The following is a 22,644-nucleotide window of genomic DNA, read 5'->3' as shown; positions in this document are numbered from 1 at the left end:
CGCGGTCGGCATGGAATGAAGGGAATCGGCCACAGATTACGGCGATATCCCCAGATGATCCGGGCCGTATCTTCGTCCATCGCCGTAATCTGTGGCAAGAGCCCGAATCACACTTGCGTCGCTCCCGCCGGGTCGGTGCCCGATCAGGTCGATTTGCCCCAGGGCAGCCGACTCGCGGCTGATGTGGCGGCGGGTGAGGGGATTGCCGTAGATCGGCCCCGGCCGCAGGCCGACCGACGGTTGCTCTCAACGAGCCGGGAGGTCTACAGGCTCTTCAGGTACTCCAGCAGGGCCATGCGCTCGGCCTCGGTGAGCGCGCGGCCGATGACGCCGTTGCCTTTGGGGCCGTCCTTGAACTCGTGGCCGGTGTTCAGGCTGCCGGCGACGGTCGTGTCGACCACGGTCGTGCCCTTGGCGCAGGACGCCTCGTAGCCGAGCTTCTTCGGATCGTACTCACGGCCGCCCAGGCAGAAGCTCTTGGGGCGCTGCGCCGCGGGGAGCAGCAGGTCGTGGAGGGTCGGCACCGAGCCGTTGTGCAGGAACGGCGGGACCGCCCAGATGCCGTCGAGCGGGCGGGCCTTGTAGATCGCCTTGGCCTGGAGACAGTTGGCCCGGTTGCCGTTCATCTCCTCCTGCCGTTCGGGCGGCACCTTGTTGTTCAGGTACCAGGTCTCGGTCGCCCGCTGCACGGTGTAGCCCAGCGCCGCGGCGAAGCTGGTGGTGGTCACGGGCTGCGCCGCGTCGGCCGAGGACGCTGCGCACGGGTCCTTGTAGTCGATCGCGACATAGGGCGGCACCGTCACGGTGCGGTTCTGGAGGATGTCAGCCTGCCCCGGATCGGTGCCGACCACGGAAATGGGGACCTGGGTGACCTTCAGGTATTTGCCGGTCGCCTGGGGCAGTTCGGTCCAGTACTTGTCGGACCAGAACTCCTTGTCCGGATCGTTGACCGGGGGCAGGTGGCAGCCCTGGCACAGCTCGCGGTAGAGCTTGCGGCCCTCGTCCCGCTTGGCCGGGTCGATCGCGCCGAACTCCTTCTCGGGCCAGGTCGGCGCCAGCAGGCCGGTGAAGCCCTGGGGCACTTCCCGCCCGTCGGGGCCGGGGACCTTCCTGAGGGGATCGGAGCCGGCCAGCATCTCCTCCATATCGTGGATGTTCTCGACTTGGACGGAGGAGGCGTAGAGTTCCCGGCCGGGGTTGGTCAGGTTGATCTTCGCCGCAACGCCCAGCGCCTCGCCGGCGTTGCGCACCATCGGCTGCATGATCGAGGCGTCGTACTGGACCCAGTCGAACCAGGAGGTGCTCCAGGTGTGCGGGAATTTCACCGGCGCCGAGATGCGCGCGAAGTTCTGCCAGGGGTCGAAGCCCGGCGCGTCCTTGGCGCCGATCAGGGCGTTGACGAACACGGCGTTGCCGATCCGGGTCAGGGCGTCCAGGCGGGCGAAGCCTTCGGCCGCGTCGGTGCCCGGCAGTTCCTTCATCTTCTTGGACAGCGCCTCGCCGGCGACGATCAGCGCGTCGAGCTGGGCCTTCAGCTCCGCCTTCTGGTCGGAGGTGTGGTTCGGCCCCAGCACGCGGTCGGCGAAGCGGCCGAAGCGGAACGGCAGGTACTTGGTATAGGCCAGCGACAGGCCCAGCACGGTCTGGAGCTTGCCGAAATCGACCGGGGCCGTGCCGCCGTCGAAGCGCAGGCTGACGCCCTTGTATTCCAGGTGGCCGGTATGGCAGGCGGCGCAGGTCAGGCCGATCTGGTCGGGCAGCTTGCGGCCGGTCGAGGGGTCGTCATAGCCGGGCGTCCGGGCGAATCCGACCGGCAGCGTGTCGGGGTTGACCTCGCCCGCCTTCTGGCCCCAGCGGTTGGATTCGGCCGCGGCGAGGCCCGGCGTCGCCTTGGGGCTGGGAATGAAGCCGAAGCGCGACAGGTAGGTCTCGTCCCGGAGCAGGGGGGCGGCGCTGAAGATGGTGATCTCCGGCTGTTCCAGCGCCACGAACCAGGAATAGGGAATCGGGAAGGTAGAGGTGCCCTGGGTGGCATGGTGGAACCAGTGCCGGTCGGCCTGGCTCCAGTTCTGGTTCAGCCACTTCGCCTCCTTGACGATGGGGGCCGGCGGCAGGTCGGGCGGCAGAAATTCCTTGATCTTGTCGCAGCCCGACGCGAGCAGCGCGGTCGCGAGCAACAATGCCATATGGGTGTATTTCATGAACGCGTCTCGTCCGCTGGAATGGAAAGCATCCGTTCCGGATAGACGAAAGTAGTAAAAATTTGGAATAGACCCTACTCAGAAGGGCATACGAGCACGACGGGTCACGGCGGCAGGACATCGACGCGGACGGCGCCGATCAGGGTCGCGATGTAGCGGTCGAGCATTTCGACAGCGATGTCCTTCTCGATCTCCGACGGCAGTTTGCCGGCGGCCTGGACGGGACCCATGCCCGGCACCTCCACCATGCCGTCGTCCCCGACCGTCAGGACGCGTCCTTCCGCCTCTCCCGGCAGCAGGACGGTGATGCGCCGGCCCGGCGCCAGCGGTTCATGGGGGGCCGGATCGCTCGCGGAGGCCTGCACCGGTTTCTCCTCCGGCTCCGGCCATTCCGCCAGGATCGCCGGGCCGTCGGGCAGGCCGTTGTCGGTCCGGTAGCGGGCGAGCGCCTTGCGGGTGCGCGGGCCGAGACGCCCGTCCGCCGCTCCCGGATCGTAGCCGCGGGCGGCAAGCTGGCGCTGGGCGGTGCGGACGCGCTCCGTGACCGCCGTTTCCAGCGCGCGGGCGAAGCGGAGGTCCGGCTCGCCCGGTGCCGTGATGCCGAGGTCCGCGGCGGCTTTCGTCATGGCCGATCTGGTCGCCGGGCCGGGAATGCCGTCGGCGGTTCCGGGATCGTGGCCGAGCAGGGCCAGGAGCTCCTGAACGTGGGCGACCAGCCGCGCCGTCCCGTCGTCCTGCCGTTCCGCCGGCAAGTCGTTTTCGGACGCATGCAGGTCCTGGCCGGCCTCCGGGGAGATGCCGGTGGCGCAGCCCGCGAGCAGGATCGGAAGGGCCATGAAGATCGCACGCATCGACGTCAGCCATAACGGAAAATCCATCACCGCTGAAGAATGCCTTGGGGTCGGTCCGGGTACAGCACACAAAAGAGGCACTGTCGGGGTAGTCTTGATGGAGGTGACGGTGCCGTGGCCGGTCGGCGTTATCGAATTCACGGGCGGAAAGATGCTACCATCGGCTCGGCTTTGACTTTCCGGTGGGCAAGAATGAAAAACCTCTTCAGGAATGCGGGAGCGATCGCCGGCATCCTATTCGGCACGCTGGTCCTGGCCGGTTGCGCGGAAACGCCTGATCCTGTCTTGGAAACGGCGCAGACTCCGCTGATGCTGGGCGACAGCTCGGCCGACCGGATCGTCTCGCTCCAGACGCGGACGATGCTGGCGGGGCTGGCCTGCGGCCGTGTCTGGGGCGATCCCACGGCTTTCGCCCGGTATGCCAGCTTCACCAACCGCAACGCGGCGATCCTGCGCCGGTCCCAGCACGAGCTGGCGGACCGGATGGGCGGCATGGCGGAGTTCGACAAGATGCACACAAGGATCTCCAACGGCGAATCCCTGCGCCTGCTGGCCATGGGCGACCAGTATTATTGCTCGGAAATGCGCGGCCCGTTCTACACCGCCGTGGCAATGGGTCCCGACGAACTGGCCCGGCAGAGCCAGGTGGCGCAGGTCGGCCTGCGATAGACGACCAGGGGCCGCAGGATGGAAGCGGCGGGCGTAGTGTTCTTCGTTTGATTTATCGTAGGTCGGCCTCGGCCGAAGGCCGACGCCGACAGCGTGGCCGGAGCGTTGACGCAGGGTGTCGGCGTTCGCCCTGACGGGCGAAGGCCGACCAACGGCACTCTGTTCCGCCAGGCTTCATCAAAAGCATTGTGCGGGAGCGGTGGCCGGCGGACCCGGCTGGGTGGATCTTCGATCAACATAATGGCGTATGCATCAATTCGATGCATTTGGCGCATATCCGGGCGTTCGGGCCTTGGTCGGTGCCTGAGATTCCGGCGCTTCGCGGGGCGTGGGGCGGGATCCGGAACTGGCACGGCGGTTGCGTAGAGGAATCCATCAGCGCAGAGCGATCGACGCTCTTTCGGGTTGGCGTGCCCATTGTATGGACTCCGTGCAATGGCCGGCGCAGTGAAGGACTTCATGTTCGAGCGCCACTCCGGTCCCCTCGGCGGGCGGAGTTATGACTTCGTGCGGTCTCCATACGGTCTTTCAACCGGCTGGAGTGGACCATGTGCGATCGTGACGGCACCTTTTTCCGTAACTTCTCGTCGCCCGACTTTTCCCGGCGCGGCTTCCTGAAGACCTCGGCCGCGGGTGCTGCGGCAGCCGCGGCGACGGTGGCGATACCCGCCCATCTGGCGGCCCTGCTGACCCCGACGGCCGCGCATGCCGCGACTACCGTCAAGGCGACCCACGGCTCGGGCTTCTGCAACATGGGCATCTTCCTCGCCAAGGAGCGGGAGCTGACCAGGGCGGACGGCGTCGAGCTGGAATTCGTCGTGACGCCGTCCAACACCGAGATCACGACCATGTTCGGGGCCGGGCTGGTCGACATCTCGATGATCCCGTATTCCAACTTCATGACCCTCTACGATGCCGGCGCCCCGGTCCGCATCGTGGCCGGCGGCGGCGTCCAGGGCTGCATCATCGTGGCGAAGGAAGGCATCAAGTCGGCCGCCGACCTGAAGGGGAAGAGCTTCGGCACCTTCCAGGCCGACACGCTGGAGGTCCTGCCCTACGACTACCTGAAGCAGGCCGGCATGAGCTTCCAGGACGTCGATATCCGCTACCTGAACACCTCGCCCGAGCTGGCCCAGGCCTTCATCGCCGGCGCCGTGGACGCGATCTGCCATATCGAGCCCTATGCCTCCCAGTGCGTCATGGGGCGCCCCGGCGCCACCGTGCTGTCGGACGGAACCGACCTCTACGGCAAGGGCTATTCCGACTGCGTGCTGGCCGCCCGCATTCCCTTGCTGGAGAGCAATCCGGGCGCGGTCAAGGCGGTGATCAAGGCCCTGATGGTCGCCCAGTCGCAGGCCGAGTCCGACAAGCAGGCCGCCCTCAACGACACCGTCGGCAGCTATTACAAGACGACCATGGAGGCGGCGCTGGACGCGTCCAACAAGCAGCCCATCGTCGTCGACCAGCGCAACCAGCAGCAATTCATCATCGACCGGGGCCGGTCGATGCAGGAGCTGGGCTATATCCGCAACATGCCCGACGCCGGCGCCTTCGACTGGAGCCTGCTGGACCAGGTCATCGCCGAGAACGGCGAGCTGTACGGCTCGCTCAACCTGAAGTCCGCGGCCTGATCCCGCCTTTTGACCCGAAGCAAGAGAGGCCGCGCCCCGCAGGCGCGGCCATCCCGCTACCGGAAGCAAACTGCATGAGCATGACCACCAAAACGGTGATCGGCACCCTGGGACGGGGAAGCGGCCAGGACGCCGCCGTCCGTCCGCCGGTATCGCCGAAGCTTCGCCGCCATGTCGTCTCCCTCGGCTGGGGATTGGCGTCCATCGGCCTGTTCACCGCGATCTGGGAGATCCTGTGGGCGGTCGGCTGGGCCAACCCGCTGCTGCTGCCGCCGCCTCACCTGTTCCTCCAGGACATACCCGGCACGCTGGCCTATTTCGACCAGACCAACAGGGTCGGCAGCCGGGGGACGGGCAGCGGGCTGACCGGGCTCCTCCTGACGATCCTGTGGACGACCAGCCGCGTCGTGCTGGGCCTGACGCTGGGCTTCGTGCTGGGCGTCGCGGTCGGCGCCATGGTCCATTACGTCAGGCTGGTCCGAAACCTGCTGCTGCCGACGATCCTGCTGCTGGCGCCGATCTCGCCGGTAGCCTGGCTGCCGGTCGCGATCTTCGTGTTCGGCATCGGCGACGTGCCGGCGATCTTCCTGGTGTTCATCACCGTGTTCTTCGCGATCGTGCTGTCCACCGTCGCCCAGTTCGAGAGCGTGCCGAAGAACTACCTGCACGTCGCCCGGATCATGGGGGCGACCGAGGCGCAGACCTTCTGGCGCGTGATCCTGCCCGCCATCCTGCCGAGCCTGTTCATGACGCTGCGGCTGAACCTGTTCGCCGCCTGGATGGTCGTGCTGATCGCCGAGGCGGTCGGGGTCGGCACCGGCCTGGGCCAGATCACCAGCATGGCGCGGGCCACCTTCAATGCCAAGCTGGTCTTCTTCACCATGGCGATCATCGGCGTGCTGGGCTTCCTGTTCGACTGGGGGCTCCGCACCATCCAGGGCCGCATGCTGTGGTGGGTGGCCCCCGGCCAGGGAGGTTCGCGATGACCGCGGCGAACGAACCGGTCCAACCCGCCGTCTCGATCCGGGACGTCGCCAAGACCTGGATGCCGGAGGGCCGCCCGCCGGTCCACGCGCTTCGGAACCTCAGCCTGGACGTCATGCCGGGCGAGTTCGTGGTGCTGCTGGGGCCTTCGGGCTGCGGCAAGTCCACGCTGCTCTACATGATCGCCGGGCTGGAAGGCGCCTCCGGCGGCAGCATCGAGCAGGACGGCATCCCGGTGACCCAGCCGTCGGCCGAGCGCGGCCTGATCTTCCAGGATGCCTCGCTGTTCCCCTGGCTGACCATCGCCGACAACGTCGCCTTCGGGCTGTCGGTGCGGGGCGTCCCGGTGACGGAACGGCGCGCGGTCGCCGCCGACATGCTGCGGTCGGTGGGCCTCGGCGACATGCTGGACAAGAAGCCGGACGAGCTGTCGGGCGGCATGCGCCAGCGCGCCGCCTGCGCGCGGGCGCTGGCGATGCGGCCCAAGGTGCTGATGATGGACGAGCCGTTCGCGGCGCTCGATGTCCAGACCCGGTCGAAGATGCAGGATTTCCTGCTCCAGATCTGGCGGGACAGCGGCGCCTCGGTGATCCTGGTCACCCACTCCATCGACGAGGCGATCTCGCTCGCCGACCGGGTGGTCGTCTTCACCGCGCGTCCCGGGCAGGTCAAGACCATCGTCCCGATCGACCTGCCGCGTCCCAGGCCGAGCCGCGACCCACGCTACCACGAGTATCGCGACCTCTTCACCGAGCTGCTGGCCGACGAGGTGGACCGCGCCTTCGCCGAACAGGAAGCGTAGGGGCCGATCCTTCATGGAAAAATTCTTTCGAGTCGGCGCGGCCTCGACGGGGCCGGCCGGCGGCGGGGAAGGCTGCGCCCTCGCCGGGGCGGAGCGGGCCGCCGAGGCGCTCGCCGGGGCCGGCGCCGATCTGGTGATCCTGCCGGAGCTGTTCGCCGTGCCCTATGCCGCGGCGGAGGACCCCGGCCGCTTCCCCCATCCCGCCGAACCGCTGGACGGCCCGACCGCGGCATGGGCGGTCGGGGTCGCGTCCCGCCTGGGCGTCCCGATCCTGTTCGGCATGGCGCTGTCGCCGGGCGGGCCGGGCAAGCCGTTCAACGCGGCGGTCCTCGCCCGGCCGGAGGGTATCGCCGAAGCGATCGCGCTGAAGATCCACCTGCCGCCCGCCGCTCCGGGCGAGCCGTTCGGCGAGGCCGATCATTTCGATGCCGGTCCGGCCCGGATCGGCACCGTCCGGGTCGGGCCGATCCGGCTGGCGACTCTGGTCTGCTACGACCGCCGGTTCCCGGAATGCTGGCGCGCGGCGGCCGCGGCGGGGGCCGACCTCGTCGCGGTGCTGGTGGCGGGCCCGGCGCCCGACGATCCCGACGGCATCTTCCTGGCCGAACTGCGCACCCATGCCCGGGCCAACGCGGTCTACGCCGTCTCGGCAGCTCGATCCGGTATCGAAACGATCAACGGCCGCAGCGTCCGCCACGATGGCGACACGGTCGCGGTCGGACCGGACGGCACGGTCGTCTCCGGTCCGGGAGCCGCCGTGCTCGCCGACATCGATCCCGCCCGCCTCTTGCTCGCCGCGGAACGCAACCCGACCGCGCGCCGGCTCCGCGCCTTCGTTCCCCAATGATCATGAACACCAAGGAGTCCCCCATGGGAGACCTCATCGTCCAGGCCCGCTGGGTCGTCACCGGCATCCAGGACCGCCACACCCCCGTCGTCATCGAGGACGGCGCGGTGCTGTCGCGCGGCGGCGTCGTTGCCGCCGCCGGAACCCTCGACGAGATGAAGCAACTGGCCCCGCTGGCGTCGGTTCGGAGCTATCCGGACCATGTCATGCTGCCGGGCTTCGTCAACAGCCACCACCATGTGGGCCTGACGCCGCTCCAGCTCGGCTCGCCGGACCATGCGCTGGAGCTGTGGTTCGCCAGCCGGATGCCGGCCCGCCGGATCGACCTCTATCTCGACACGCTCTATTCCGCGTTCGAGATGATCTCGTCCGGCATCACCACCGTGCAGCATATCCACGGCTGGATGCAGGGCGGCTACGACGCGGTCCACGGCGCCGCGTCGAAGGTGCTGGGGGCCTACCGCGACCTCGGCATGCGCGCGTCCTACTGCTATGCCGTGCGCGAGCAGAACCGGCTGGTCTACGAGGCCGACGAGGCGTTCTGCGAGCGTCTGCCGGGGCCGCTCGGTGCCGACCTGCTGAAGTACCTGAAGTCGCAGGCCCTGCCGTTCGAGGATTTCCTGACCCTGTTCGACCAGCTGACGCGCGAGAACGAGGGCCAGCGCCTGACCCGCATCCAGCTGGCGCCGGCCAACCTGCACTGGTGCACCGACGAGGGGCTGCTGGCGCTGAACGAGAAGTCGAAGGCCGCCGGCGTTCCCATGCACATGCATCTGCTGGAGACCGCGTACCAGAAGGAGTACGCGATGCGCCGCACCGGCAAGACCGCCGTGCGCCACCTCCACGACCTGGGCCTGCTCAGCCCGCGCATGACGCTCGGCCACGGCGTCTGGCTGAACGAGGAGGACATCGACATCGCCGCCGACACCGGCACCTGCATCTGCCACAACTGCTCGTCCAATTTCCGCCTGCGCTCCGGCATCGCGCCGCTGAACTTCTTCGAGAAGAAGGGGATCACCGTCGGCATGGGCCTGGACGAGGCCGGGATCAACGACGACCGCGACATGCTCCAGGAGATGCGGCTGGCGCTGCGGGTCCATCGCACGCCGGGGATGGAGGACGATGTGCCGACCTGCCCGCAGGTGCTGAAGATGGCGACCGAGTCGGGCGCCCGCACCACCGCCTTCGGCGAGCAGATCGGCCGCCTGGACCCCGGCCGCTTCTTCGACGCTGTGCTGATCAACTGGAAGACGGCGACGTACCCGTTCCAGGACCCCGACATCCCGATGCTGGACGCCGTCATCCAGCGGGCCAAGACCAACGCGGTCGACGCGGTCTATATCGACGGCGACCTGGTCTACGCCGAGGGCCGCTTCACCCGCATCGACCGCGACCAGGTGCTGGCGGAGATCGCCGAGACCCTGTCCAGGCCGCGCACGCCCGACGAGGTCGCCCGCCGGGAGCTGGGCAACGCCGTGTTCCCGCACGTCAAGTCCTTCTACGACGGCTATATCCGGGAAGGGGAGGCGAAGCCGTTCTACGGCCAGTCCGCGATGTTCTGAGGACTTCAGGCCCGGACCTTGCGGGACGACAGGGCCACGTGGGCCTCGAAGACGGTGCGGGCGCTGGGCAGCGCCGACAGGTCCACGTGTTTCTCCGGGTTCCACAGGTCGGCGACGGCGATGGCGCGCGGGCAGTGGATGAAGGCTTCGGTCACGGTGACGACGATGGCGGAGCGGGGCTGCTTGCCGCCCTCCGCGAGGCGGGAGAGCAGGCCGGGATGGGCGGACAGCCTCGCCCGGCCGTTGACCCGGAACACCTCGCCCATGCCCGGCAGCAGGAAGACCATCCCGACCGCCGGGTTCTGGACGATGTTGCGCAGGCTGTCGAGCCGGTTGTTGCCCGGCCAGTCCGCCAGCAGCAGCGTGTGGTCGTCGTGGACCTGGACGAAACCGGGCGTGCCGCCGCGCGGCGAGCAATCCAGGCCGAAAGCGCCGGTTGTCGCCAGCACCAGGAAGGGGGATGCCGCGATCAGCGTGCGGGAATGGCCGTCCAGCCGGTCGATCTGCTTGCCGACGACCTTCTCGTGCGGCGTCGGATAGCGGGCGGCCAGGGCTTCGACGCCGTGGATGCCATGGGCGTCGTCGAACCAGTCGGTCGGGTGATGGTCCATGGGGCGGGAGTCCTTTCGGGTCAGTGTTCGCGGCGGCTCGCCCGGAGCGCCAGGGGGCAGTAGGGGCACAGGTCACGGCCGGGGACGCGGTACAGCAGGCAGCAGACCTTGCGCCAGGCCTGCCGGCCGTCCGGTCCGTCGGTATAGCGCATCGGCTCGTCCAGCGCATTGGGCCAGCCGTCCGGCCAGGCGCCCGCGTGGATCAGGGCATGGGCTTCGGCGAGCGCCGGGGAGGCCGGGTCCTCGCCGGCGAGCAGTTCGACCACCCAATGCAGGTAGCCGGCGGCGTTGCCCCAGAGCACGCGCGGCGAGACGGCGGCCTGGGCGGCGAGGCCGTCGATCAGCGGCTCCAGATGGTCGCGGGCGAGTGGCCGAAGCATGTCGGTCGCGGCGACCGGGGCGCCCTCGGTCCCCGCATGGGGCAGGACGATCGCGGCGGGGACGCCGTCGCCGTTCAGATGGACCGCCGTTCCGGACAGGCCGAGCGGGAGCGTCCGGCCGGCCAGCAGCGCGCCCAGCACCACCGGGGGGATCAGGCTGTAGAAATAGTGACGCGACCAGAGCGAGAGCAGCGCCCGCGACTCCCCGTCGGGATGGCGGGACCGCAGGGTTCCGAGTGCCAGGTCCAGGCCGCCCTCGGCGACCAGGGCGGCGGCCGGGATGGCGTCCGGGGCGGACGCGGGCGGCACCAGACGGGCGCCGAACCGGCCGGCCGGGCCGGCCAGGAAGTCGAAGGGGGCGGGAACGGGAGTTTCCATCGCGTCAGCCTCGGCCGGAGCCCGCGGGGCGGGCCAGCAGCCACATCAGGTAGGGGCCGCCGACCAGCGTCGCGAACAGGCCGACCGGAAGCTGGTAGGGAAACGCCACGGTCCGCGACAGCCAGTCGGACAGGCCCATCAGCAGGGCGCCCAGCAGGACGGCGCCCGCCAGGTGGGTCAGCGGCCGGCGCAGCCCGGCGAGGCGGGCGAGGTGCGGCGCCATCAGCCCGATGAAGCTGAGCGGGCCGACCACCAGCGTCGCCGCCGCGCTGAGCAGGGCCGCCAGCACGATCAGGTACAGCCGGCTGCCGCCGAGCGGAAGCCCGAGGCCGCGGGCGGCGGTCTCGCCCAGCGGCAGCACCTCCAGCCAGCGGGCGGTCGGCGGCACCGCCAGCAGCAGGACCAGGGCGGCGGCGCCGGCCAGGAGGGCGTCCAGCGCTTCCGTGCCATAGGTCGATCCGGTGATCCAGCCGAGCAGTTGGAACGCCCGGATGTCGCCGCTCGCCATGATGGCGGCCAGCACCGCGCCGCAGAAGGACGCCAGCGCCACGCCGGCCAGCAGCAGCCGTTCCGGCGCGAAGGAGGAGCGGCGGGCCAGCAGGAGCATGACGGCCAGCGCCGCCGCCGCCCCGGCCGAGGTGGCGGCGAGCTGTTCCGGCCGGCCCGGGGCGGCGGCGGTCAGCATCAGCACGGCGAGGCCGAGCCCGGCGCCCGAGCTGATGCCGAGCACTTCCGGGCTCGCCATGGGGTTGCCGGTCAGGCGCTGGAGGATGGTTCCCGCCGCGCCCAGCATCGCGCCGGCGGCGACGGAGGCCGCGAGGCGCGGACCCCGCCAGGGCAGCAGCCGGTCGAACTGGTCGCCGGTCGCCAGGGTCCAGCCGTCCGGCCCGGTGCCAAGCGCCAGTGCCGCCCAGCACAGCAGCGGCAGCGCCAGGGCCAGGGCGGCGACCAAGCGCCAGGGATGCGCGACGGTGCGCCCGATGCCGGTCGAGGCGGTCCCGGCGTCGGTCGGCCCGGCCAGGGCGTGCAGCCGGGGCAGCATCCAGAGCAGCAGCGGCCCACCCAGCAGGGCGGTCATGGCGCCGGTCGGGACCAGACTGGCCTGGCCGCCGGCGAAGGTCTGGGTGGCGGCGTCGGCCAGCCACAGCAGCAGGGCGCCGATCAGGGGAGCCCAGGCCATCACCTGCCGCGGGCTCCGGGCGCCGGCGAGCCGGGCGAAGGTCGGCGCGGCGAGGCCGACGAAGCCGATGATTCCGACCAGCGCGACCACGGAAGCGGCCAGCCAGACCGCCACCAGCAGGATGCCGAGCCGCGTCGCGTGGAGCGCCACGCCGAGGTTGCGGGCCGCCGCGTCGTCCAGCCCCAGCAGGGTCAGCGGGCGCATCAGCAGGGCCGCGGCGATGCCCGCCGCGGCGAGGCGGGGCAGCAGGGTCAGGACGTCGCCCCAGCCCTGCTGGCTGAGCGAGCCGCCGCCCCAGATGAACAGCGACATCAGGTACTCGCCGTTCAGCAGGATCAGGGTGCCGCCGAGGGCGGCGCAGGTCAGGCCGACCACCAGGCCGGACAGCACGACCGAGACCGGGCGGAGGCCCTGGCGCCACGACAGCGCCAGGACCAGCAGCATGGCGGCCACCGCGCCGGCCAGCGCCACCGCCTCCCGCGAGGCTTCCATCAGGGCGGGGGCGTGCAGCGTCGCCGCACCCAGGGCGAGCTGGGCGCCGGCGGAGATGCCGAGCGTCGAGGGCTCCGCGATCGGGTTGCGCAGCACCCGCTGGAGCAGCGCGCCGGACAGCCCGAGCGCCGCGCCGCACAGCAGCGCCATCGCGAGGCGGGGCAGGGCGCTGTAGTGGAACAGCACCTGGTCCATGTCCGTCAGGTCGGGCGCCAGCAGCGCGCCGGGCCAGCGGGCCACGGGCAGCAGGAGGTGGAGTTCCCGGAACGCCAGGGCCGAGGCCGCAAGCCCCAGCGCCAGGGCCAGCAGGGCGGGGCCGCGCGGCAGTGCCGGCGCGTCGCGACGGGGGGCGGCCAGGTCAGCCATGGGCGGGCTCCCCGGTCAGGCGCGGCACCAGCAGCTCCGCGAAACGGGCGGCGGCGGGCAGCGCGCCGAAGGAATTGACGGCCGGCAGGCGGACCAGGGAGCCGGCCCGCACGCCGGGCAGCGCGTGCCAGAGCGGACTCGATTCCAGCACCGGCTCGACGCCGGGGGGCGTCGGCTCGACAATTACCAGGACCGCGTCCGGCATCTCCGCCAGCCGCTCGATGCCGACGGTGGCCGAGGCCCGGTACTGCGTCCGGTCGGTCCAGGCGTTGGGCAGGCCCAGCCGTTCCAGCACCGAGCCGAGCAGGCTGTCGGCGCCGAAGGTGCGGATATGGCGGCTGTCGCCGAAGTTCATCACCAGGACGGGGCGCCGGGCGGTTCCGGCCAAGGTGCGGCGGTGCGCGTCCATGGCCGCTTCGGTCGTGTCCACCAGCGTCCGGGCGGCGTCGGCCCGGCCCAGCAAGGCGCCCAGCTCGGCGGTTTCGGCCAGCGCGCGGGCATAGGGGCGGCCGTTCGGGGCGTTGATCGAGGATTCCCGCACCGGCGCGATCCGGCCGAGGCGGTGCCGGATGCCGGCGTAGAAATGGGAGCTGAGGATCAGGTCGGGGGCGGTCCGCAGCAGCAGCTCCAGGTTGGGCGCGCCGCGCAGGCCCAGGTCGGCGACGGGGGCCGGCACCGGGGGCGTCACGACCCAGCGGGCGTAGTGGACCAGTTCGGTCCCGGCGACCGGCACGAGGCCGAGCGCCAGCACCGTCTCCAGCATGGCCCAGTCCACCGCGGCGACGCGCGACGGTGCGGGCGCCGGGGCCGGGGCCGGGGCCGCGGCGAGGCCGGACGGCAGCAGGCCGAGCAGGGCGGCGGCTCCGCAGAAGGCCCGCCGGGAAAGGGCGGCGGTCGCCGTCATTGGACGTAGCCGATCGGCTGGCCGGTCGCCGGGTGGGGCAGCACGCCCATGGGCAGGCCGTAGATCCGCGCCAGCATCTCCGGCCGCATGATCTCCCCGGGCGAGCCGCGGGCGACCAGCCGGCCGCCGCCGAGCGCCAGGATCTCGTCGCAGTAGCGCGCCGCCATGTTGACGTCGTGCAGGACGACCACGACGCCCAGCGACCGCTCCAGGCTGAGCCGGCGCACGAGGGCCAGCACCTCGACCTGGTGCGCCACGTCGAGGGCGGAGGTCGGCTCGTCCAGCAGCAGGCATTCGGTGTCCTGGGCCAGCATCATGGCGAGCCAGGCGCGCTGCCGCTCGCCGCCGGACAGCGTATCGACCAGCCGCCCGGCCAGGCCCGCCATGCCGGTGCGCGCGATCGCCTCCTCCACGGCCGCCCGGTCCGCCGCCGTGACCCGGCCCAGCGCGCCGTGCCAGGGGAAGCGGCCGAGCGCCACCAGCTCGCGCACGGTCATGCCGTCGGCGGCCGGGGTGAACTGGGGCAGGTAGGCCACCTTGCGGGCGAAGGCGCGCCCGGCCCAGTCGCCGACCGGCCGGCCGGCGAACCGGACGGTCCCGCGCGTGGGCTTCTGCTGCCCGGCCAGCAGCTTGACCAGCGTGCTCTTGCCCGACCCGTTGGGGCCGATCAGCCCGTGGATGCGGCGCCCCGACAGGGTCAGGTCGAGCGGGTGGAGCAGGTCGCGGCCGGGCACGCCGAAGGCGGCGCCCTGGAGTTCGTAGAGGTTTCCGTCCAAGGCGGGTTACCAGCGGTAGGTCAGGGTGGAGATCACCGCGAGGCGGTTGCCGTAGTAGCAGCCGCCGACGCTGCCGCAGGAGGTCACGTATTCCTTGTCGAACAGGTTGTTGGCGTTGAGCGCCACGCGGAAACGGTCGAAGTCGTAGTGGATCGCGGCGTCGAACAGGGTGACGCCCGGCACCTTGATGTCGTTGGCCTCGTTGCCGAAGCGGGAGCCGACATGGCGCACGCCGGCGCCCAGGCCGAAGCCTTCCAGGGCGCTGCCCTCCGGGAAGCGGTAGGCGCCCCACAGGCTGGCGAGGTGCTCGGGCACGGCGGCGAGCCGGTTTCCCTCGGTCCCCGCGTTGCTCTCGGTCACTTCCGAGTCGAGGTAGGTGTAGGCGGCGGTGACGTCCAGGCCCTGCGTCAGGCTGGCGGTCGCCTCCAGCTCGATGCCGCGGACCCGCGCCTCGCCGGTCTGGACCTGGAAGGTCGGGAAGTCGGGATCGGTGGTGGTGACGTTGGTCCGGGTCAGGTCGAACAGGGCCGCGGTGAAGAAGCTGTTGCTGCCGGGCGGCTGGTACTTGACGCCGACCTCGTACTGTTCGCCCTCGGTCGGCTCGAAGGTGCCGCCGCCGCGCTGGGGCGCCTGGGTCCCGATCACCGGGTCGAACGAGGTGGTGTAGCTGACATAGGGGGCGAAGCCGCTGTCGAACAGGTACATCAGGGCGGCGCGGCCGGTGAAGGCGCTGTCGTCCTGCGTGGTCTCCGCGCCGGTGATGCGGCTGCGCTGCTCGGTCTCGACCCAGTCGTGGCGCCCGCCCAGGGTCAGCAGCCACCTGTGGAGCCTGACCTGGTCCTGGACATAGACGCCGAGCTGGCTGAGGTCGTCGTCACGGTCGGTCCCGATCGGGGGCAGGGCGATCGCCTGCCCGTAGACCGGGTTCAGCAGGTCGAGCGACGGGGCGGCGCCGAAGCCGGTCTGCGTGTCGCCCCAGAAGCGGCGGTAATCCACGCCCAGCAGCGCCGTGTGGCCCAGCGGGCCGGTGGCGAACTTCGCCTGTCCCGAGGTGTCGATGTTGACGGTGTCGGAGCTTTCCCGCTGGATCAGGCTGCCGCGCTGGAGCGTGCGCTGGTCGGCGGCCAGGCCCGACGTGAACAGCGTGTCGTAGTCGAAGCTGAGATGCAGGTACCGGGCGTTCTGCCGGATCGTGAAGGTGTCGTCGATGCGGTGCTCGAAATCGTAGCCGATGCTGGACAGCTCCAGCTCGCTGTCGCGGAAGGTCGGCTCGCCCGGGTAGAAGCTGGTGGAGATATCGCCGAACGGGCTGCCGAAGAGGGTGCCGACGGCGGGCAGGCCCGGCGGCGACTGCGCCTCGTCGTGCTGGAACCGGCCGAGCAGGGTCAGCCTGGTGTCGGCGTCGGGCTTCCAGGTCAGCGCCGGGGCGACGAACCAGCGGTCGTCCTCCACATAGTCCATCTGCGTGTCGCTCTTCCGGCCCAGCGCCGTCAGCCGGTAGAGGAACTGCCCCTCCTGGTCGAGCGGGCCGCCCAGGTCGAACGAGCCCTGGTAGCGGTCGTGGCTGCCGGCCTGGAGGTTGACCTCGCCGAAGCTCTGTTCGGTCGGGCGCTTGCTGACCATGTTGACCAGCCCGCCCGGCACCGACTGGCCGTACAGCACGGAGGAGGGGCCGCGCAGGACCTCGACCCGCTCCAGGCCGTAGGGCTCGATCGCCGGCGCCCCGAAGCTGCGCAGGATGCGCAGCCCGTCCAGGAACTGGTTGGGGCCGGCGCTGAACCCGCGGATGTTGGGATCGTCGAATCGCGGGTCGGCGATGGTTCCGGAGAAGGTGCCGGCGGTGTAGCCCAGCGCCTCGGTGATGGACTGCACGGCGCGGTCGTCGAGCTGGTCGCGGGTGATGACGGAGATCGACTGCGGTGTCTCGATCAGCGGCGTGTCGGTCTTGGTCGCGGTGGACGTCACCGGGGCCACGTAGCCCTGCACCGGGCCGGTGCCGGTCGGGGCCGTGGTTTCGACCGAGATGGGCGGCAGGACGATCTGGCCGCCGTCCGTCCCCTGGGCGGCAGCACCTGCGGGAAGGGCCGCGGGAAGGATCATGACCGCCGCGGTTCCCAGCAGTCTTGCCAGGAGGGAAATTGGGCGAGTTTCGGAAGGCATGGGGACTTTCCCGCAGAAGACAGAAACAGGGCGGCCGGTCGGGGAGGCGCCGGGACGGTGCTGCGGGACGCTAATGATAATGCGAGTGACTTGCAATAGTTTTGGTTGGGGTAGTCAATCGAGGGGATTACGGATGATGTGCCCGGGCGGGCGTGAAGCCGGTGCCACCTGAAGCTCGGCACCGCAGTGCCGATTGCCCCTCCGGAGTATCCTGTGCCATTATAATTCGCTTTTGAGTTACATTGTATTCAAGAGGTTCAATCATGTTCATGGACCCGGCGCAGGTGCCGGAACTGGCCGCCCTCTCCGACGCCTGGATGGATATCCGGGCCGAACTGCTCGCCCTCTCCAAGGAGTATTTCATCGCCTGGCCCGAGAAGAGCATCTATGACGGGAACTGGACGGTGTTCCCGCTCTACAAGTTCGGCCAGAAGGTGGAGGAGCACTGCGCGCTTTGCCCGCGCACCACCGAGGCGATCGAGAAGATTCCCGGACTGCTCACCGCCGGCTTCTCGTCCCTGGCGCCCGGGACCTATATCGGGCCGCATTTCGGCTATACCAGCGAGGTCCTGCGCGCCCATGTCGGGCTGCTGACGCCCCCGGATTGCGCGATCCGGGTCGGGCCGGAGACCAAGTCCTGGACCCCCGGCGGCCTGATGCTGTTCGATGACACGACCGAGCACGAGGCCTGGAACCGCAGCGGCGAGACGCGGGTCGTCCTGCTGCTCGACTTCAAGCGCGATCCCGCCGCCGATGTCCACTACCCCGAGCACGTCCTGGCCTACGGGCAGGGGCAGTAACGGGAGCCCGGCCGCCGGTCGGGTGGAATTGTGGCGTAATTGTTGCAACCCTCTGCGCCAAAGGATGCATTCTTGGCGCAGAGGACTCCCATGGCGACCATTACCCACCCGGTGGACCAAAGATTGCCGCTGCCGCGGCTGATACCCCTGGCTTTGCAGCACGTGCTGGTGATGTATGCCGGCGCCGTCGCGGTGCCGCTGATCATCGGGCGGGCGCTCAGCCTTCCGCCGGAGGACGTCGCCTTCCTGATCAGCGCCGACCTGTTCGCCTGCGGATTGGCGACGCTGGTCCAATGCGTGGGTTTCCGCGGAGTCGGCATCCGGTTGCCGGTCATGATGGGGGTGACCTTCGCGTCGGTCGGTCCCATGCTGTCCATGGCCGCGGCGCCCGACATCGGGTTGCTCGGGATCTACGGCTCGGTCATCGCGGCCGGCGTGTTCGGGATCGTCGCTGCCCCTTTCATCAGCAGATTATTGCCTCTTTTTCCGCCGGTCGTGACCGGCACCATCATCCTGGTGATCGGCATCTCCCTGATGCGGGTCGGGATCAACTGGGCCGGCGGCGGGCTGCCCATGCTGACGAAGATGGTGGACGGCGTGCCGGCGGCCTTCCCCAATCCCAATTACGGGCAGGTGACCGGACTGGGCATCGCCCTGTTCGTGCTGCTGGTGATCCTGGCGCTGATCAAGTGGGGCAAGGGGTTCGTCGCCAATATCGCGGTGCTGCTGGGCATCGTCGCCGGGTCGGTGCTGGCGGCGTCGCTGGGCCTGATGCATTTCGGCAAGGTCGCGACCGCGGCGTGGTTCGACCTGGTGCTGCCCTTCCATTTCGGGATGCCCCAGTTCCACCTGATCCCGATCCTGACCATGTGCATCGTGATGCTGGTCGTCATGATCGAGTCGCTCGGCATGTTCCTGGCGCTGGGCGACATCACCGGCCGCGAGGTGAACCAGGCCTCGCTGACCCGGGGCCTGCGCGCCGACGGCGTCGGCACGCTGCTGGGCGGCATTTTCAACACCTTCCCCTACACCTCGTTCTCGCAGAATGTCGGTCTGGTCGGCGTCACCGGCGTACGCTCGCGCTGGGTCACGGTGGCAGGCGGCGTGATCATGCTGATCCTGGGCCTGCTGCCCAAGATGGCGGCGCTGGTCGAGGCGGTGCCGGTGGTGGTGCTCGGCGGGGCGGGGCTGGTGATGTTCGGCATGGTCGCCGCGACCGGCGCCCGGATCCTGACCGCCGTCGATTTCCGCAACAACCCGAACAACCTGTTCATCGTCGCGATCTCCATCGGCTTCGGCATGATCCCGCTGGTGGCACCGAACTTCTTCAAGAACCTGCCCCATGCCCTGCACCCGCTGCTGGAATCCGGCATCCTGCTGGCCGCCATCGTCGCGGTCGCCCTGAACGCCTTCTTCAACGGCATGAAGAGCGCGGAGCATGCCCGCGGCGAGGCCTCCGCGGCGGCGGCGGCGGCCGAGCACGTGTGAGGGGCTGCGGCTTCCGTCCGGATCGCCTGCCGCGTCAGCCCTTCGGGTCGAACTTCTCGAACTCCTCCTTGTACAGGGGATGCCAGCGGGACAGCGGGGGGCGGTTGCGGATGATGTCCTCGGCCGCCCAGCGGATGCGCTTCTCGTCCATCTCCCGGGTCACGTCGTTGTCGGGGCACAGGATGTAGAAGTCGCCCGCGGCCATGGCCGGCAGCATGAAGTCGATGACCTGCTCGGGCGTCCAGGCGCCGGGCGGCTTCTCCTGCACGCGGACACGGGTGAAGCCGGTGAAGGTGAAGCCGGGGATCAGCAGGTGGGCGGTCACCTGGCAGCCTTCGGTGTTGCGCAGCTCGTGGGCCAGCGCTTCCGTCACGACCTTCACGCCGGCCTTGGTCACGTTGTAGGCGGTATCGCCGGGCGGGCAGGTGATGCCCTGCTTGGAACCGGTGTTGATGATGGCCGCGGGAGAGTTCTGGGCGATCATGGCCGGGCCGAACGCCTGGATGCCGTGGACGACGCCCCACAGGTTGGTGTCGAGGATGGCCTGCCAGCGCGCCGGATCGCCGAACAGCCCGCCGCCGCCCTCGCGGCCGGCATTGTTCATCAGGACGGCGACTTCTCCGAAGCGGTCCAGGGCCTTGTCCCGGAGTCGCTCGACCTGCGAGCGGTCGGAGACGTCGGTCGGGACCGCCAGCGTCTCGGCCGTTCCGCCGACCCCGGCTGCGGCCTTTTCCAGGGCGTCCGCGTCGATGTCGGCCATGCAGACCTTCATGCCGAGCGCCGCGAAGCGCTGTGCCGCGGCAAGGCCGATGCCGCTGGCCGCCCCGGTGACGACGGCGACGCGGCCGGATGCCAGGGCAGGGTGGTTCGACATATCCATTTCCTCTTCCCGTGGGGCCTATTCCCCGGGAAGGAAACACGTCGGCGGCGGGAAGTTTCAAGCCCTCGATCGCAGGGCGTCCGGTCAGCGCCTGGAAGCGGGGGGACGGCGGGGCAGGTCGAACAGGGACGTATAGGAAGAGGAGTGCCCGGCATCCCGGGGGGCGGGGCGGGCCGGCTTGGCGGAAACGGCGGGGCGGTCCAGTTCGGTGTCCACCTCGATGTCCTCGAACCGGCCGCCCAGGCGGGCGAAACGGCGTGCCAGTTCGGCTTCGCTGATCAGCCACCCGCGCGGGCAGCCGGACCGCGAGATCAGGCCGTTCGAGTTCAGGTCGTCGGAATCGTCGTCGTCCAGGTCGAAGTCGTTGTCGGCCTGCATGGCCGAGGCGGCGGCCGAGATCCGCTCCGCCGCGGTACGATCCGGAATGCCCGCCGGACGGTCCGGCGCCGTCGGACGGTCGCCCAGGCCGCGCGGGTCGATGCGCCGGTTCGGCCGGCGGGGCAAGGGCCGGGAACTCCGCAGGTAGGTATCGCCATCGGGTCGCCTGGCTCCGGCATTGTCGATGCCGCTCGAAGAACCGGGAGAATCCAGCAGGTGTCGACCCGAGAGGGCCTGTCCGAGCAGGTAGGGGCCGTTGTCATTGCCGGAATTCTGATCGTCCTTCATGGTCGACGTGCTCCATACGCAGCGTGATCTGTTGGGATCTGAAATACGGCTCGTTAAGTTAATGAATGATTACCTACTTCGCAGGAGTTAGACCTCAAACCAATTTTGCCATCCCATTGCAATACATGGAAATTCCAGAGAAATTTGAAGCAAGTCCATGTCCATGGGGCGGGGCATATGCTCAAAGTAATTAACGGTTATAACCTATCGAAGGAACTTCGGCCTTTCGTCCCCGTCATATGCCGAAGGGTTCGATAACCTGATTTTAACGCAGCCTGCGGGGCATCGAAGACAGCCGGAGCCCAGGTCCAACGCGGTCAGCGGAATCATGGACCGGACGCGAGTCGGCACCGTACACCCGCCTCACCCATTCGGATCAAAGCACCCCGATCTTGAAGGTGTGTCCGAGATGAGACAAGTGCGCCTTCGAGGGCACAGTTTCCGCATGGCACCCCGGCGAACATCGCACGGCGGGCCGAACACCGGCCAGGGTATATACAACACTGTCTTTCCCATCCCTCCCATGCAGTGCTGTCCAGAGCCATGCTCGCCGAAATATTTGGCATCACCGGCGTCATTGCCGGTTCGTCCTGGGGTTTCCTCAAGGACCGCCGCGCCATTCTCGCCGTCCAGGCCTTCGCCACCATCATGTTCGGCATCCACTACGGCCTGCTCGGCGCGTGGAGCGGTTCGGCCATGTGCGCCGTGACCCTGATCCAGGCGCTCGCCTCGCTGCCCGAACGCCGCAGCCGCGCGACCACGATCCTGTTCTGGTCCACCGTGCCGATGATCGCGCTGCTGACCGTCCTGACCTGGAACGGGCTCGCCTCGGCGGGCGCCGCGTTCGGGATGGCGATGGCGACGCTGGGCCGCTGGCAGACCGACACATTGAAGCTGCGCGGCTTCTTCATCCTCTGCTCCATGGGATGGGCGACCCACAACATGGCGGTCGGCTCGCCTTTCGGCCTGGCGTCGGACACCATGTGCTTCGTCAGCAATCTTTGGCGGCTTCGGAACGAGCTGGGGCTTCGCCGCCTGCGCCAGGCACCGCCGGCTCCGGCCCTGCCGGGGCTCGCCGCTTCAACGTGACGCAGTCCCGGGCGGCGCGCCGCGATCTCCCGCCGGTTGGCCGATGAGTGTCCCGTGGTGCCGTTTCGCACTGCGGGATGTTGTATCGACTCACAACCAGGACAGGAGGTCCCCGTGCAGAACCTTTACGCCGCCAAGAACCCCTTCATGAGCGTCTGGCTCTCGGCCTTCAATTCGTCGGCCAACACGATGCGCGGCGCCTGGAACGCCGAATTCCAGCGCCAGCAGCAGGAATTCATCCAGAGCTGGGTCCGGATGTCCATGCAGTTCTGGATGCCGATGCTGACCCCGCCGAAAAACCGCAAGTAACCGGAACTTCCAGGACAGGTTGACCGGCATCTTCCGCAGATGCCGTCAACCTGTCCCGGCAATCGGCGCGAGTATGTCCGATGCCGAACGCGCCTCATCCCGTCACAAACGGGCCGATACGATAAGCGCAGACCACCTATAGATTTTTTGCAGTGCAAAAATTCATGTTTCCCTAACCAAGGTCTACTATATATCCTCGCAGTTTGTTGCACTGCGAAAGGACTTCACAATGCGTCGCATCATCGCCGCTGCCGCCCTGGCCCTCCTGGTTCCCTCGGTCGCTTCGGCCGCCGACGTCGTGAGCGCCGACCAGGCCCGTACCGTCTCCCTGCGCGACGGTTCCGCCGTGGTCTATTTCACCAATTCCTCCGACAAGTTCGAAGTCGTCACCACCGTCGCCGCCGATGACCGCTCGCCGGCCCTGCGTTTCACCCACGACCTGGCCGCCGGCCAGTCGGCCGTGATCGAACTGGCCGGTGACGAAGGCTCGCCGGCCGCCCGTCTCGTGCTGACCCGCGACGGCGACAAGCTGCGCGTCGACTCCGCGACCCGGACCGCCGCGACCGGTCTCTGACCGCGGCCATCCGGGCCCGGGGAGCGGCATTCCGGCCGCCCCCG

General features: G+C 69.3%; 22 protein-coding genes. 12 read left to right on the top strand and 10 right to left on the bottom strand.

Annotation, left to right across the window (positions count from 1 at the left end; all coding sequences use genetic code 11):
• Window positions 1-263: 263 nt before the first annotated feature.
• The gene (locus tag JL100_RS21600; RefSeq protein ID WP_202682733.1) at window positions 264-2,201 is read right to left on the bottom strand and encodes a di-heme-cytochrome C peroxidase; all 1,938 of its coding nucleotides are present in this window, start codon (window positions 2,199-2,201) and stop codon (window positions 264-266) included.
• Window positions 2,202-2,305: 104 nt separating this feature from the next.
• Window positions 2,306-3,037 (bottom strand): peptidoglycan-binding protein, encoded by a 732-nt coding sequence (locus tag JL100_RS21595; protein ID WP_202682732.1) that lies wholly within the window; start codon window positions 3,035-3,037, stop codon window positions 2,306-2,308.
• Between JL100_RS21595 and JL100_RS21590 the strand changes: the two genes are divergently transcribed.
• The 7 genes from JL100_RS21590 (at window position 3,036) to JL100_RS21560 (ending at window position 9,547) form a co-directional block, all read left to right on the top strand.
• Window positions 3,036-3,227 carry a hypothetical protein gene (locus JL100_RS21590; protein WP_202682731.1) on the top strand — a complete coding sequence of 64 codons (192 nt, stop codon included), beginning with the start codon at window positions 3,036-3,038 and terminating at the stop codon, window positions 3,225-3,227. The genes JL100_RS21595 and JL100_RS21590 overlap by 2 nt on opposite strands.
• A gap of 17 nt (window positions 3,228-3,244) precedes the next feature.
• A complete protein-coding gene (locus JL100_RS21585) occupies window positions 3,245-3,721 on the top strand; it encodes a hypothetical protein (protein ID WP_202682730.1) in 477 nt (158 codons plus the stop codon).
• A gap of 548 nt (window positions 3,722-4,269) precedes the next feature.
• Complete coding sequence (locus JL100_RS21580) at window positions 4,270-5,352, top strand: ABC transporter substrate-binding protein (protein ID WP_202682767.1); 1,083 nt, start codon at window positions 4,270-4,272, stop codon at window positions 5,350-5,352.
• A gap of 80 nt (window positions 5,353-5,432) precedes the next feature.
• Window positions 5,433-6,338 (top strand): ABC transporter permease, encoded by a 906-nt coding sequence (locus JL100_RS21575; RefSeq protein ID WP_228420827.1) that lies wholly within the window; start codon window positions 5,433-5,435, stop codon window positions 6,336-6,338.
• Window positions 6,335-7,138 carry an ABC transporter ATP-binding protein gene (locus JL100_RS21570; protein WP_158046736.1) on the top strand — a complete coding sequence of 268 codons (804 nt, stop codon included), beginning with the start codon at window positions 6,335-6,337 and terminating at the stop codon, window positions 7,136-7,138. Before JL100_RS21575 ends, JL100_RS21570 begins: the two co-directional genes overlap by 4 nt.
• A gap of 13 nt (window positions 7,139-7,151) precedes the next feature.
• Window positions 7,152-7,985 carry a carbon-nitrogen hydrolase family protein gene (locus JL100_RS21565; protein WP_202682728.1) on the top strand — a complete coding sequence of 278 codons (834 nt, stop codon included), beginning with the start codon at window positions 7,152-7,154 and terminating at the stop codon, window positions 7,983-7,985.
• A 23-nt stretch (window positions 7,986-8,008) separates the two neighbouring features.
• Window positions 8,009-9,547 carry an amidohydrolase family protein gene (locus JL100_RS21560; RefSeq protein ID WP_202682727.1) on the top strand — a complete coding sequence of 513 codons (1,539 nt, stop codon included), beginning with the start codon at window positions 8,009-8,011 and terminating at the stop codon, window positions 9,545-9,547.
• A 5-nt stretch (window positions 9,548-9,552) separates the two neighbouring features.
• On the opposite strand, the gene JL100_RS21555 is transcribed toward JL100_RS21560, so the two are convergent.
• Genes JL100_RS21555 through JL100_RS21530 form a run of 6 tightly spaced genes read right to left on the bottom strand, consistent with a single transcriptional unit; the run spans window position 9,553 to window position 16,794 of the window.
• Window positions 9,553-10,158, bottom strand: a complete 606-nt coding sequence (locus JL100_RS21555) for an MSMEG_1061 family FMN-dependent PPOX-type flavoprotein (RefSeq protein ID WP_202682726.1) — start codon at window positions 10,156-10,158, stop codon at window positions 9,553-9,555.
• A gap of 20 nt (window positions 10,159-10,178) precedes the next feature.
• Window positions 10,179-10,916 (bottom strand): siderophore-iron reductase FhuF, encoded by a 738-nt coding sequence (gene fhuF / locus JL100_RS21550; RefSeq protein WP_202682725.1) that lies wholly within the window; start codon window positions 10,914-10,916, stop codon window positions 10,179-10,181.
• 4 nt (window positions 10,917-10,920) lie between these two features.
• A complete protein-coding gene (fhuB, locus tag JL100_RS21545; protein WP_202682724.1) occupies window positions 10,921-12,954 on the bottom strand; it encodes a Fe(3+)-hydroxamate ABC transporter permease FhuB in 2,034 nt (677 codons plus the stop codon).
• Window positions 12,947-13,858, bottom strand: coding sequence for an ABC transporter substrate-binding protein (locus JL100_RS21540; protein ID WP_202682723.1), 912 nt, complete (start codon window positions 13,856-13,858; stop codon window positions 12,947-12,949). Before JL100_RS21540 ends, fhuB begins: the two co-directional genes overlap by 8 nt.
• Window positions 13,855-14,634 (bottom strand): ATP-binding cassette domain-containing protein, encoded by a 780-nt coding sequence (locus JL100_RS21535; protein WP_202682722.1) that lies wholly within the window; start codon window positions 14,632-14,634, stop codon window positions 13,855-13,857. Before JL100_RS21535 ends, JL100_RS21540 begins: the two co-directional genes overlap by 4 nt.
• Before the next feature lie 6 nt (window positions 14,635-14,640).
• The gene (locus tag JL100_RS21530) at window positions 14,641-16,794 is read right to left on the bottom strand and encodes a TonB-dependent siderophore receptor (RefSeq protein WP_228420826.1); all 2,154 of its coding nucleotides are present in this window, start codon (window positions 16,792-16,794) and stop codon (window positions 14,641-14,643) included.
• A gap of 263 nt (window positions 16,795-17,057) precedes the next feature.
• Here JL100_RS21530 and JL100_RS21525 point away from each other — a divergent pair, with 263 nt between their 5' ends.
• Entirely contained in the window at window positions 17,058-17,594 is a 537-nt protein-coding gene (locus JL100_RS21525; RefSeq protein ID WP_202682721.1) for an aspartyl/asparaginyl beta-hydroxylase domain-containing protein, read from the top strand.
• A gap of 90 nt (window positions 17,595-17,684) precedes the next feature.
• Window positions 17,685-19,082, top strand: coding sequence for a nucleobase:cation symporter-2 family protein (locus JL100_RS21520; protein WP_202682720.1), 1,398 nt, complete (start codon window positions 17,685-17,687; stop codon window positions 19,080-19,082).
• Between the two features lie 34 nt (window positions 19,083-19,116).
• Here JL100_RS21520 and JL100_RS21515 read toward each other — a convergent pair whose 3' ends face one another.
• Together JL100_RS21515 and JL100_RS21510 are read right to left on the bottom strand one after the other, a co-directional pair.
• A complete protein-coding gene (locus tag JL100_RS21515; RefSeq protein WP_202682719.1) occupies window positions 19,117-19,956 on the bottom strand; it encodes an SDR family NAD(P)-dependent oxidoreductase in 840 nt (279 codons plus the stop codon).
• A gap of 90 nt (window positions 19,957-20,046) precedes the next feature.
• Window positions 20,047-20,628 carry a hypothetical protein gene (locus JL100_RS21510; RefSeq protein ID WP_202682718.1) on the bottom strand — a complete coding sequence of 194 codons (582 nt, stop codon included), beginning with the start codon at window positions 20,626-20,628 and terminating at the stop codon, window positions 20,047-20,049.
• 543 nt (window positions 20,629-21,171) lie between these two features.
• Between JL100_RS21510 and JL100_RS21505 the strand changes: the two genes are divergently transcribed.
• The 3 genes from JL100_RS21505 (at window position 21,172) to JL100_RS21495 (ending at window position 22,600) form a co-directional block, all read left to right on the top strand.
• Window positions 21,172-21,717 carry a YgjV family protein gene (locus JL100_RS21505; RefSeq protein WP_202682717.1) on the top strand — a complete coding sequence of 182 codons (546 nt, stop codon included), beginning with the start codon at window positions 21,172-21,174 and terminating at the stop codon, window positions 21,715-21,717.
• A 114-nt stretch (window positions 21,718-21,831) separates the two neighbouring features.
• Entirely contained in the window at window positions 21,832-22,026 is a 195-nt protein-coding gene (locus JL100_RS21500; protein ID WP_202682716.1) for a hypothetical protein, read from the top strand.
• Window positions 22,027-22,255: 229 nt separating this feature from the next.
• Window positions 22,256-22,600 (top strand): hypothetical protein, encoded by a 345-nt coding sequence (locus JL100_RS21495; protein ID WP_202682715.1) that lies wholly within the window; start codon window positions 22,256-22,258, stop codon window positions 22,598-22,600.
• Window positions 22,601-22,644: the final 44 nt, after the last annotated feature.

The sequence above is a fragment of the Skermanella mucosa genome (genome assembly GCF_016765655.2).
Lineage (GTDB): Bacteria > Pseudomonadota > Alphaproteobacteria > Azospirillales > Azospirillaceae > Skermanella > Skermanella mucosa.
The sequence above is the reverse complement of the archived record's forward strand: the minus strand, read 5'-3'. Positions and strand labels throughout refer to the sequence as shown.